This window comes from Shewanella oncorhynchi, assembly GCF_030848765.1.
GTDB classification, from domain to species: Bacteria; Pseudomonadota; Gammaproteobacteria; order Enterobacterales; family Shewanellaceae; genus Shewanella; species Shewanella oncorhynchi.
This window is the reverse complement of sequence record NZ_CP132914.1, coordinates 3,449,896-3,462,811: the sequence shown is the minus strand read 5'-3', so window position 1 is coordinate 3,462,811 and position 12,916 is coordinate 3,449,896. Positions and strand designations below refer to the sequence as shown.

Genomic DNA, 12,916 nt, shown 5'->3' with positions numbered 1-12,916 from the left:
CGATCTCGCTGAAAAGATCAAAATCCGATGACCTCATGTCATCGGATTTTTTTATGCAACTCTCAGAAGCACTCGCCCGTACTCATATTACCCGCCTAACCGAATTCACCTGCTTAGCAGATGTGTTAGAACCTGAGTTAATTCAATCTTGCCTAGACTCTCAGGGCGTTGCGACGTTAAGACGGCGTAAATTGCCGATGGACGCGATGATTTGGGCCGTTATCGGAATGGCTTTGTTCCGAGGGGAATCTGTTCGGTCACTCATCAACAAACTCGACATTGTTTTGCCGCAAGAGATTGATTATGTTGCACGCAGCGCCGTGACTCAGGCGCGTAAACGATTGGGCAGTGAGGTTATTAGAGAAGTATTTAGTCGCAGCGCCAATACCTGGCACGCGAGAGCTGAACATCCTCATTGGTGCGGCCTTAACTTGTATGGTGTTGACGGTGTAGTGTGGCGGACACCCGATAGTGTCCAAAATCAAGCCGCCTTTGCGCGTACCGCAAACGCTTCAGGCGAAGCTGCTTATCCGCAAATTCGCATGGTTTGCTTGATGGAATTAAGCAGCCATTTGTTGGTCAACAGCGCCTTTGATTCGGTTGCCGAAAATGAAATGAACTTAGCATCCCAGCTCATTCCTAGCATTCCCAATTACAGCCTAACCCTATTTGACCGAGGATTTTACTCGCTCGGCCTGTTACACGCTTGGCAGCAAGCGCAACCTGATAGCCACTGGTTGTTGCCATTGAAGAAAGGCACTCAATATGAGGTGGTGCGAACGCTAGGAAAGCATGATCAGTGGGTGAAACTCACCACTACACCTCAGGCCAGAAAGAAATGGCCGCAGCTGCCTGAAACTCTTGAAGCGCGTTTATTGACTAAGACAGTGAAAGGTAAGCCAGTCGCCATTTTGACCTCGTTGACAGACCCGATGCGTTACCCCAGCGAAGACATCGTCGACTTATATGCCCATCGATGGGAAATAGAACTGGGCTACAGAGAGATGAAGCAACATCTACTGGAGAGCCGTTTTACGCTCCGTAGTCAACTACCGGAGCTGGTGACTCAAGAGTTATGGGGCGTGCTACTGGCCTATAATCTCATTAGATATAAGATGTTGCTGATGGCTAAAAGCTTGCCATCGGTCCACCCCAATCAACTGAGTTTTCGAGATGCGGCGAGTTATATCATCTTCAAGTTGACACAACTGTCATCACAAACACCGGGGAATATCCCGAGAGACGTATTGGATATAGAACGAAATGCACGGCAATTTAAGCTGGATGGTAAACGGGAAAGGGCATATCCACGAGTTCTTAAAATGAGCAAAAACAAGTTCCCGGTTAGACCAAAGAAAAATGCCGTTCACTCTTAAGTGAACGGCATTAGGCCATTAGGGCCTGTTTTTATTTCTAGATTTATTGAGTCTTTATTATACCAATAGTATTAAATATCTGTTCATTCAGCGGGGATTCAACGCGCTTTAGACAAGGCGAAGGCTTGAAGGCAGAGTGGTGCTCTGTCGAAAGCCTTTAACGCAGTATAAAGCGCGTTGCCATGCCGTTAACATCAGCCGCCCTTCGGGAGCCACACTGGCATCCCACTCCGGTGTTGCATGAATGACTATATTCTGCGTCAATGCGCCTTGGATTGAAATGTCTGTGAGGCTCTGAACTGATTAGATATTTAATGTGATTGGTATTAATGACAGAAAAAAGCGATAAATAGTGCATTGTCATTTAAGTGTCATATCACGGACATAGAATTGTCATTGTAGCGATTGATACTGGCTGCGTCTGAAGAAACTTAAGTTACAAATTAGTTAGCTTACTACTGGAGCACATAATGAAACTGAAAAAGCTTGTCGGCGCGATTACTCTAACAGCCGCTGGTGTATTCTCTGCCACTGCGATGGCATCGATTGATCCATCTCTGCCTACTTATGAAAAAGCGAGCGGTGTATCTGGCAACTTATCATCTGTAGGGTCAGATACCTTAGCCAACATGATGACACTTTGGGCAGAAGAATTTAAACAAATGTACCCTAACGTCAACATTCAGATCCAAGCGGCGGGTTCTTCTACTGCGCCACCAGCGTTGACTGAAGGCACTTCACAGTTCGGTCCTATGAGCCGTAAGATGAAGCCTAATGAAGTAGAAGCGTTCGAAAAGCATTTTGGTTATAAGCCAACTGCGATTCGTGTAGCTATCGATGCTTTAGCCGTATTCGTACATAAAGATAACCCAATCAAAGGTTTAAGCGTTGAACAGGTTGATGGCATTTTTTCTTCTACTCACAAATGTGGTAGCAGTGACATCCAACGTTGGGGCGATTTAGGTTTAGACGGTAACTGGTCTGCCAAAGACGTTCAACTTTACGGTCGCAACTCAGTATCGGGCACTTACGGTTACTTTAAAGAGCACGCGCTTTGTAAAGGTGACTTTAAAGCTAACGTAAACGAGCAACCTGGTTCAGCTTCTGTTGTGCAATCTGTTTCTCAATCTCTGAATGCGATTGGCTACTCAGGTATCGGTTACAAAACTGCAGGTGTTAAAGCTGTTGCCATCGCTAAGAAAGGCAATGAGTTTATCGAAGCTACAGCTGAAAACGCGGCTAATGGTACTTACCCACTATCACGTTACTTATACGTTTACGTGAACAAGCAACCAAACAAAGACTTAGCACCAATGGAAAAAGAATTCCTGCGTTATGTGTTGTCTAAGCAAGGTCAGCAAGTGGTAGAGAAAGATGGCTATGTGCCAGTGCCTAATAGCGTAGTTGCTAAAGATTTAGAGCAAGTAGGTATTCGCTTGTAAGCCAAACGGCTTGTTAATCAAGGACCTCTTAGGAGGTCCTTTTTGTTTTTGTGGTTTTAAATGTGTGATGATGTCAGGTTTAGACCAAATTAAAGACATAAAAAAAGCAACCTAAGTAGGTTGCTGTAAATTCCAATTCGGAATCTTGGGACGGTCGCGCTAGAAACCATCTAAAGGAGAATGATGATGAACGAAGAAACTCATTACAAAGATTCGGTTCATAATATCTGACTCAGCATCATCAAATTAGTTCAGGGAAAGTGCGAAATATTTTAAATAATTTTGCATTTTGTTTCTATAAAAAGAGGCTGACTCGATTTTTGCCAAGTTTGCACGTCTCAATTTTAGCTGCTTCTACTGTGACTACCGATAAATCCAGCAAGCTAGAGATAGCTTATTGCAAACTCGGTACCTACACCCAAAGATGAACTGTTACAAAAAACTTGTTCCTAAGGAGCTCTAGAGCTCAGTTACGATTTGCCTCTGAGTAAATTTGCAGTCGATAATACCTTCTAATGATTAGTGATAAGTTATCAAGCCCGTCAACACAGCAAGGTAACTCATAACTCACTATTTAGAACATACCGCTCAAAACTTGAATATCGAGGCGACAGTGTTGCAACCAACTAAGAGTACATTAGCTGATGTAGCCCCTTGGGATTTAACCCGAGATTACCATTCTTTTGCGAATACCGAACAAGTGCAAGTGACCCATGTCTCTTTAGATGTCATGGTGGATTTTGACGCGCAGCGTCTTTTCGCTAAAGCGACGCTGTCCTTGGATTTTCTTGAGTGTGATGTAACAGAGCTTTGGCTTGATAGTCGAGATCTAACCATACTTGCTGTGACTTGCTTTAATGCTACAGAGGGGGTGAATGTATTAACAGAAATGGATGAAGAACCGCTCGACTTTGTGCTTAATGAAGCTGACCCCATACTCGGGCAAAAATTGTGTATCACTTTACCTGCATTTCTTTGCAAGCAGGTTTGTATTCACTATCAAACCTCTCCGTCCGCCCAAGGATTACAGTGGCTAGCGCCTGAGCAAACCGCGGGTAAACAGTTACCTTACCTCTTTAGTCAATCGCAACCGATCAATGCCCGCAGTTGGATCCCATTACAAGATACGCCTAAAGCGCGGATCACTTTTGATGCTAAGGTACAAGTGCCCAAAGGCATGCGCGCCGTAATGAGCGCGATGAATCATCCCGATACGCCACTTAATGGTGTGTTTCACTTTGAGATGGAACAGCCTATTCCGACTCATTTAATGGCGTTGGCTGTGGGTGATATTGCCTTTCAAGCGATAGGTCCAAGATGCGGCGTGTATACCGAGCCGAGCATGTTAGTGGCCGCCACAAAAGAGTTTGAAGATACTGAGCACATGCTCGACGTTGCCGAGTCATTGTTAGGTCCTTACGTATGGGGCCGCTATGACATGATTATCTTGCCGCCGAGTTTCCCATTCGGTGGAATGGAAAATCCGCGTTTAGCCTTTTTAACGCCCACGCTCATTGCTGGTGATAAAAGTTTAGTGTCAACCGTTGCCCATGAGTTAGCGCATTCTTGGACAGGCAATTTGGTCAGTAATGCGACTTGGCGTGATCTCTGGTTAAACGAAGGTTTCACGACCTATTTTACTAACCGTATTGTCGAGGTTGTCTACGGTAAAGAACAGGCAGAATTAGAATGGGTAATAGAGTTTGGTCGCTTAAAAGAAGAAATAGCGTCTTTGCCTACGGGTAAGCAAACTTTACCCGCTAATGTGCAGCAGGACGATCCTAATCTTGCCTTTAATCGTTTTACTTATGATAAGGCTTCGATGTTTGTCCATGATTTAGAGCGCAGGCTAGGGCGAGTAGAATTTGATAAATTTTTACTCACTTATGTGAATCATTTTGCGTTTAAAGCCATTACCACCGAAGTGTTTGTCGAGTACGCAAAACAAACTTTACTGCAATTACATGCAGATAAAATCACTGAAGCTGAACTATTAACGTGGATTTATGGTGAAGGCTTACCTGAGGGCTATTGCGGACCAACATCCATGAGTTTAGATAAAGTCGATGATGCGCTGGCGTGTTTTTTACAGGGAACAGCAGCGGGCCGATTAAGCGTTAAAGATTGGCGAGTGCACCATTGGCAATATTTTCTGACCCAATTACCTGAAGTCGTTAGTCAAGTTCAATTGATGGATCTGGATGAGACCTTCCAATTAACCCAATCGACTAATGCAGAAATTGCCTGTGATTGGTTTCGAGTCGCGATTCGTAATCATTATGATCCTGTGTTGCCGGCATTAAGTGCCTATTTAGTGCGTATTGGACGCGGTAAATTTGTACGGCCACTCTATGCTGAGTTACAAATTGCGGGATATCACTCTGAATTAAAAGACATCTATACAAAGGCGCGTGCAGGCTATCATCCTTCGATTCAAGTTCAATTGGACAAATCACTCAGCTTATAGAAATTTAGGTAAAAAAAATGGCAACCTATGGGTTGCCACAAAGAAATCAGTGTGAGATACAAATAGAATTCAATGCGCTAGCGTGTTTTCTATTGTGTCCCAAAAGGGAGATGATGATGAACGACCAACCAATTCGACTCAATGCGATAAAACAGAAACTGTGTCATTTGAGTGCATGAAACTGCGACTTCACATATTTCATTCTCAAGGTGCATTTAATCTTATCCGTTAATCCTTACCTATACTCAGAGTCGCCATTTTTAATTAAGTTCACTGATATCAGAAAAAATTCCAAAAAGTTTCAAAAAGATTTTCTAGGACATTTTTCTGGGGAATACTGAGTGCTTACACTTAAGTGTTACATTTGTTTTACATTAAAAGCATAGGGATAAAAATTAAACGCGTGCCAGATTTATTAATCTATAAGCTAGCGTTAGCGCTTGTTGAAATTTGAGTAAAAAAAATGGCAACCTAAGGTTGCCGCAAGGAAATCAGTGCGGGATACAAATAGAATTCAGTGCGCTAGCGTGTTTTCTATTGTGTCCCAAAAGGGAGATGATGATGAACGACCAACCAATTCGACTCAATGCGATAAAACAGAAACTGTGTCATTTGAGTGCATGAAACTGCGACTTCACATATTTCATTCTCAAGGTGCATTTAATCTTATCCGTTAATCCTTACCTATACTCAGAGTCGTCATTTTTAATTAAGTTCACCGATATCAGAAAAAAGACAAAAAAAGTTTTTGAGAGATATTGCGTGCCCATACTTAGTTGTTACATTTGTTTTACATATAAAATGATGGGATAAAAAAAGGCAACCTAATGGTTGCCTAATGACCTATTTCTAGGTCAAGGGGACTGCGCTAGAAGCCCCAGGGAGATGATGAACATGAAAAAGACATTCACTGTTCAATACATTTGAGGGGCCTTGTACGGTTAAAGTTCCATAAAAAAATTAAAATAAATCTAAATTTTTATAAACTGCAAGATTTCAAATAGATAGTGATTAAATTATTTTAGTAAAGCAGCAATTTTACTTTCTAATGCTTCGGGTTTGGTCGTTGATGCAAATCTTTCGATTGCTTCGCCTTGGCGATTAACTAAAAATTTAGTGAAATTCCATTTAATACCTTGAGTGCCTAATACGCCGGGAGCGGCTTTCTTAAGGTATTGATAAAGTGGATGGGTATGTTCGCCATTCACTTCTATTTTAGAAAATAGCGGAAACGTCACGCCAAAATTCAATTCACAAAAGGCTTGAATGCCTTGTTCATCGGCTTTTTCTTGGGCGCCAAATTGATTGCAAGGAAAGCCCAAAATCACTAAGCCTTGATCTTTGTATTCTTGATATAGCGCTTCTAATCCTTTGTATTGCGGTGTAAATCCACATTCACTGGCGGTGTTGACGATTAAGAGTACTTTGCCCCGATACTGCTCTAAGCTTACCGCGTTGCCTTGAATGTCTGTTGCTGATTGGCTGTATATATTCGTAGTCATGTTCACCTCCGTAGGATCTTAGCCAAACAGCATAAACTTTAAAATAATTTTCAGCAATATAATTGCGCGCAATTTATTTTGTGAGTTTGCTAATTTACTTAATTATCAATATAGTTACAGCAATTTTGTGGCTAAAGAAAAGGGCATCTGTGTGATAGAAAATGACGCAGAATACGAAACAAACATGCAAGCGGATGTGGGGCAAGTAGTTCAACAACTCACTGAAGTTGAAGGCGAAGAACAGGCTGAAGTGTTTAGTGAAATTCTGAATGACTCAGAACCTGGAACCATAGCCTTAGCGCTTGAATCCTTGCCCTTGGATGAGCGTTACGAGCGTTGGCAGCAAGTTGAATTTGCTGACCGAGTGACAGTGTTGAGCTTAATGCGTGCCGATCCGCGCATGGGGATCCTGAAGCGGATGCCTGACAATGAAGTGGATCTGTTATTTGCGCAATTAAGCCCTGAAGATTTAATTGAGTGGAGTGATTATCTTCCTGAAAGTTTTACCGATCGTGCCTTGGCTCAGATGGGGGAGCGTCAGCGACAACGATTCGAACTTTATGATCAATATTCTGAGAATGAAATCGGCCGTTATACCGATCATCAAATGTTGGTGCTCAGTGATAAGGCGACAGTTGCTCAAGCGCAGCGCTTCTTTCGCCGTATAGAGCTCGATTGTAACGACAATTTGTTTATCGTTGATGATCTGGATAAGTATCAAGGTACTGTTCGTCGTTATGATATTTTTAAACATAATCCCGATGAATTATTGATTTCACTTTTGTCTGAGGACTGCCGTGCGTTATCCGCCGATACGAGTCTTTTAGAAGCGGCCGAAGCGATAGAGCACAGCCGCGAAATTGAATTGCCTGTGATTGATGAGTCCGGAGAGTTAATCGGCCGAGTGACGCTACGAACCGCAACGGCATTAGTGCGTGAGCATTATGAGGCGCAGTTGATGGCAACAGCGGGTATGGATGAATCCGACGACTTGTTCGCCCCGATTATGAAAGGTGCTCAGCGCCGTGCTGTATGGCTTGGGATCAATTTACTGACGGCTTTCCTTGCCTCAGCGACTATTGGTTTATTTGAAAATGTCCTATCGCAAGTGGTTGCATTAGCTGTGTTGATGCCGATTGTCGCTTCTATGGGCGGTATCGCGGGGAGCCAATCTCTAACGCTAATGATCCGCGGTATGGCCATGGGACAGATTTCGGCGGGTAACTTGTTTTCGCTAATGAAAAACGAACTCGGCATTGGCATAGTTAACGGATTTTTGTGGGCGATAGTGATAGGTTTAGTCTCTGGCTGGTGGTTCGGTGAAGCGACGATAGGTATAGTGATTGGCTGTGCGATATTGATTAATATGGCCGTTGCCGCTATTGCTGGGGTGATAGTGCCTATGGTGTTGCAGAAGTTTAATCAAGATGCGGCGTTATCGGGTTCAGTGATCTTAACGACAGTGACCGATGTGGTGGGTTTCTTTACTTTCTTAGGTATGGCGACGTTGTTATATCTGTAGCGTGGGTTCTTGGGTGAGTTTGGAAGATGAATGCACGGCAATTTGGTGTGCATTCACCGTATGTTGGGAACATTAACGGTTTAATCTGGATATGAATAACATTCAGTTTGTTATAGGTAAAAAGCCGGAAGAATTAGCGCTGGCGGCACAATTAATTGATGGGCGTGATGATAATGCTCATCCGTTGGATCATCAGGTCTTTTTCCATTCCCGTGCGGTGATCTTAGCGAAAACTATCGAGGGTGAGATAGTCGGTTGCGCCGCGATAAAAGCTGGTAAAGGCACTGTCGGTAAAGGCACTGTCGATAAAGGCACTGTCGGTGAACTGGGTTATCTGGTGGTGTCGCCCCATTATCGGCGTCAAGGCATAGCACAAGGGTTAACTCATAAACGGATTGAGGTGGCAAAGGCCCTAGGTATGTCGATTTTGTATGCGACTATTCGCGCCGAGAATACGTCGAGTCAAGCTAATTTATTGAAGGCAGGTTTTCAGTTTTGGCGTAATTATTTGAGTATCCGTGGCACGGGAAATACTGTGGGTTGGTATTACTTAGCTTTAAGCGTTAATGTCGATGCTGAAGCGATAATGCAGTCTTTAGTTGGCGATCGTACCCCTGCGGTCTAATTGTGTTGTAAGTGAAAAGACTTAGATCTTAATGTGTTTTCATCTTGTTTTACATTTGTATATTCCTCGCAAATAATCCCTCTTTATACGCAAATAGGCTGATTTTCTTTATTTATTCGGTATGATCCGCGGCTATTACCCACAGTCATTATTGAGGTGTTTTTTTATGGCTAAGTTCAGAGTAGCAAGTGTCTTATTATTGAGTGCAGCAGCGCTGCAAGTGAATGCGTCAGAATTTAATCTTGGGTTGAACAACGATGTGGTTTCAACTGAGTTAGAACTGCAATTGAACAAAGATACTAACGCGGTTTTGGGTTATATCTATGCGGATGAAGGCGGCCATATCGCTCAAGGTGCAATGCACATGACCCATGATGCGGGTGTGCATCACTTTGAGGTCGGTGCTCAGTTAAGCCAGCTTTGGTCTGACTATTCACCCAATGGCAGTGCTGTTTCTGTTGGTGGTCGTTATGCACTATCAATGGGGCCCAATATTTCACTGCACGCCGCGGCTTACTATGCACCGTCTGTATTGTCATTTGGCAATGTTGATGGTCATTATGAATTAGACTCAAAAGTGCAATACCGTATAACGCCAAACATGGCACTTTATGTTGGTTACCGCAAGATTGCCTTCGAATACGATGATGCTCGCAATTTTACTTTCGAAGATGGTGTGTATATTGGCGGTAAATTCCGTTTCTAAGCACAAGGCTTATTGATTTAGCTATATTGCGATCGTGATGTCGAATTAAAGAGCCGGCGAGGTTAACTTCGCCGGCTTTTCCATTTCGCCTTTAGCTCACAGTAGCTTGGCAATATGGATGAGAAAATGACCAATCCAATACCGATTAAAATCACTAGGCTGAGTTCTTCATCGAGTATCCACCAGCCTAACAAGGCTGCAAAAATCAATCCTGTATATTCTACTGGTGCCATTTGGCTCGCATCGGCACGTCGATAGGCATGGATGATGAGATAGGTCATGGCAATGTAAAATAGTCCCAAAGTCAGCCCCACTTGCGCCACTGGTAAACTAAATTCGGCGCCTTCGTATAAGGTCGCAGGTATCAGAAATATCATCGCAAAGGCATTAGACCAAAAGAGCATGGAAAAAGGATGTTCATGGGTCGAATAGGCCTTTAAAATCAAACTATTCAATGCTGATGTCATGGCACCGAAAAAGGCTAAACCTATATACAGGTTAAATTCTGTTGGTTGGCTGATAAGCAAAATGCCGCTAAAGCCGATAAGACCTGCGACCGTGCGTCGATAACCAATACGTTCATTTAAAAAAATGGCCGATAGTACTAGCAGTAACAAGGGTGAGGTATAAATCACGGCTGTTACTGTTGCGAGCGGAAGATGCAAAATAGCGAGCATAAAAATGGCGTTGCCCAGTCCAATCAATAGCGCGCGGGCGAGATGCACTTTGTAAAAAGGACTGAGTTTAAGATTACCCTGTAAGTGCCACACAAAAGGCAGTACAAGCAGGGTGGCAAATAATTGCCTGTAGAGCACCAGTTGAAAAACAGGTGCATTGGTTTCAAGCAACTTAACCAATAGGTTACCGCTGGCAATCAGTAGTTGTGCGGCTAAAATCATCAATAGAGGCTGCATAGGATCCCAGCAAAAATAAGTCAGTATTAAGGTGTATCTTGAATTTCATGCCGCAGTTTGGACTTTGAGACTAAAATAGCATCATAAGGCATGGTATATCCGACTAATTTAGCCTAACTGATTGTAAAAAACTAAATGTAGCCATAAAGTTAACCTACAAATCCAACTATCGACTAAGATTGACAGCATTAGCATTTTCTTCATAGCTGTAAAAATGATCTATGGCCCTTTAACTAAATAAGCCGATGAACAAACTTAAACAAACTCTATTTGGGTGTTTTTTACTTTTCTTGTGGACATTAAGTCCCTCTGTATTAAGCGCTGAAATTGCGTTGGACTCCCCGTATTTGTTCCATGTTAAAGCGGATCAACAGCCTCCTGAGCGGTTTGAAACCGTGCCCCATTGGATGGGACAACTCGACGAAGCTAGTTCGGTCAGCTTAACCGGTGGCGATTATTGGATGATTACACCTGTGATGGTCAATCAACGTCAATCAAACTGGGTAGTGGATGCAAGTAATTCGATTATTGAATCCGTAGATTATTGGATACTCGGCAGTGACGGCAGCGTACAACATGCCCACAGTGGCTACAGTGCTCCATACCAGTTTTTATTCGATTATGGCCGTAAGGTCACCTTGAATATGGGCACGGATTATTGGCTGGTGGTGAAGCTGAGTAGCCGTTATTACTCCTCTCCCCCTGAGATAGCATTGCAAAGTGTGGCGGATCATCAGTTGATGTCTGACCGTCTCGCAATGGCAGTGCTGCTGTGTTTAGGCGGATTATTGTTTATCGCCTTATATAATATTTTGATTTATATCTCTATTCTTGATAAAGCCTTTCTCTACTATGGCCTTTATGTATTTGCTTATTTTGGTGGCTGGGCACTGACTTTCCATTTGCCCGCACACTTATTTAATTTTCATTACCTTGAGTTGCATCATCTGTTTTTCATCAGTTTGCCCATTTTTAATATCATGTTTTACAAGCACTTCCTGCAGTTGCCTAGTTACTCACCGCGGCTGTGGCGTCTTAGTCAGTATTTAATGTTTGCCTGTATTGTGGCTCTGCCGACCAGTATTTGGTTGTTGTCCTATACGGCAATTATTGCCTCTGTACTGATCATGCTATGGATTGCTTTAGCGATTACCTGCGGTAATGTGTGCTTGATGAAAGGCTTTGCTCCTGCGCGTTATTTTATTCTTGCCTTTACTTGCTTGCTGTTGCCTGCGGTGATTATTTTACCCGGAAATATGGGGCTCACTCCTGATTTCATTGAACATGCAGAGCTTGCGACTCTGATGGGCGGTACGGCTGATGCGTTATTACTGTCCTTAGCGTTAGCGAATAAGCTGAAATTACTTGCTGAGGAACGTAAGGCGCATATTGAAGAGTTAGCGATTGCATGGGAAAAGGCACGTTTAGATGGATTAACGCGAGTCGGTAATCGTTATGCCTTTGACGAATATATGAACTCACAGTTAGGATTTGCCGATAAAGTCGTGCAACCGATGGCGTTAGCACTATTGAATATCGATAGTCTGAAAAGTGTCAATGAAACACTTGGCCATCAAGAAGGCGATAGATTATTGCTGTTGATAGTGCAGTTATTGCAAGCAACAGACTTAGCGCACATGAAGGTTTATCGGATTAGTGGTGACGAGTTTGTGATTGTGACGCCTTCTGCTGGTATCCAGTTATTACAGAGTGCTTTGAGTGGCTTAGGTGAAGAATTAGCAAGCCATGGTTTTAAAGATTGCCAGTGTAGTTTTGGGATGTCGTTAAACACTGAGGTCGCAGATCCCCATGAGTGGTTGCGTTCCGCTGACACTCACTTATATCAATCGCGTATGGATAAGCGTCGTCAAGAGTATGCAGATACTCGCGGTGTCGATGTGAGGCTACATTTAAGCTAGTTATTGAAAAATTTAAAATAATCGTTTTATACCAATCACATTAAATAGCTAATCAGTTCAGAGCCTCACAGGTATTTCAATCCAAGGCGCATTGACGCAGAAATGGTTATTCCCTTTTAAGTCAATGCAACACGGGAGTGGGATGCCTGTGTGGCTCCCGAAGGGCGGCTGATGTTTACTACATGGCAACGCCCTTTATACTGCGTTTAAGGCTTTCGACAGAGCACCACTATGCCTTCAAGCCTTCGCCTTGTCTAAAGCGCGTTGAACTCCCGCTGAATGAACAGATATTTAATACGATTGGTATTATTAGAACATTAGAAAACATAAACGGCGCAGAATTTATCTGCGCCGTTTATGTTTTTATCTTAGATTTATTAGCTTCATCTTGCTTGGACTGAGCAGTGTCCAAGTTTGCGACTTAGCTAGATTTAAGGACGAGC

Annotated in this window: 10 protein-coding genes; 8 read left to right on the top strand and 2 right to left on the bottom strand. The window is 43.1% G+C overall.

Annotated features, from left to right (window positions below; translation table 11 throughout):
- Positions 1-53: 53 nt before the first annotated feature.
- The 3 genes from RA178_RS15540 (at position 54) to RA178_RS15530 (ending at position 5,285) form a co-directional block, all read left to right on the top strand.
- A complete protein-coding gene (locus RA178_RS15540) occupies positions 54-1,376 on the top strand; it encodes an IS4-like element ISSba6 family transposase (protein ID WP_306682614.1) in 1,323 nt (440 codons plus the stop codon).
- A 470-nt stretch (positions 1,377-1,846) separates the two neighbouring features.
- On the top strand, positions 1,847-2,818 hold the full coding sequence (locus RA178_RS15535) for a PstS family phosphate ABC transporter substrate-binding protein (protein WP_113941039.1): 972 nt from the start codon (positions 1,847-1,849) through the stop codon (positions 2,816-2,818).
- 613 nt (positions 2,819-3,431) lie between these two features.
- On the top strand, positions 3,432-5,285 hold the full coding sequence (locus RA178_RS15530; RefSeq protein ID WP_306682655.1) for a M1 family metallopeptidase: 1,854 nt from the start codon (positions 3,432-3,434) through the stop codon (positions 5,283-5,285).
- 1,016 nt (positions 5,286-6,301) lie between these two features.
- Here the strand turns inward: RA178_RS15530 and RA178_RS15525 are convergent.
- Positions 6,302-6,787: a glutathione peroxidase gene (locus RA178_RS15525; protein ID WP_012588182.1), complete on the bottom strand. Its 486-nt coding sequence runs from the start codon at positions 6,785-6,787 to the stop codon at positions 6,302-6,304.
- A 151-nt stretch (positions 6,788-6,938) separates the two neighbouring features.
- On the opposite strand from RA178_RS15525, the gene RA178_RS15520 reads away from it, so the two are divergent.
- From RA178_RS15520 to RA178_RS15510, 3 genes are all read left to right on the top strand, one after another.
- Positions 6,939-8,309, top strand: coding sequence for a magnesium transporter (locus tag RA178_RS15520; protein ID WP_028760672.1), 1,371 nt, complete (start codon positions 6,939-6,941; stop codon positions 8,307-8,309).
- A 91-nt stretch (positions 8,310-8,400) separates the two neighbouring features.
- A complete protein-coding gene (locus RA178_RS15515) occupies positions 8,401-8,934 on the top strand; it encodes a GNAT family N-acetyltransferase (protein WP_306682652.1) in 534 nt (177 codons plus the stop codon).
- A gap of 166 nt (positions 8,935-9,100) precedes the next feature.
- The gene (locus RA178_RS15510; RefSeq protein WP_028760670.1) at positions 9,101-9,640 is read left to right on the top strand and encodes a YfaZ family outer membrane protein; all 540 of its coding nucleotides are present in this window, start codon (positions 9,101-9,103) and stop codon (positions 9,638-9,640) included.
- A gap of 62 nt (positions 9,641-9,702) precedes the next feature.
- On the opposite strand, the gene RA178_RS15505 is transcribed toward RA178_RS15510, so the two are convergent.
- Positions 9,703-10,554 (bottom strand): DMT family transporter, encoded by an 852-nt coding sequence (locus RA178_RS15505; RefSeq protein ID WP_263145046.1) that lies wholly within the window; start codon positions 10,552-10,554, stop codon positions 9,703-9,705.
- 245 nt (positions 10,555-10,799) lie between these two features.
- Between RA178_RS15505 and RA178_RS15500 the strand changes: the two genes are divergently transcribed.
- Entirely contained in the window at positions 10,800-12,473 is a 1,674-nt protein-coding gene (locus RA178_RS15500; RefSeq protein ID WP_131525348.1) for a diguanylate cyclase, read from the top strand.
- A 182-nt stretch (positions 12,474-12,655) separates the two neighbouring features.
- Positions 12,656-12,874: a hypothetical protein gene (locus tag RA178_RS15495; RefSeq protein WP_251068800.1), complete on the top strand. Its 219-nt coding sequence runs from the start codon at positions 12,656-12,658 to the stop codon at positions 12,872-12,874.
- Positions 12,875-12,916: the final 42 nt, after the last annotated feature.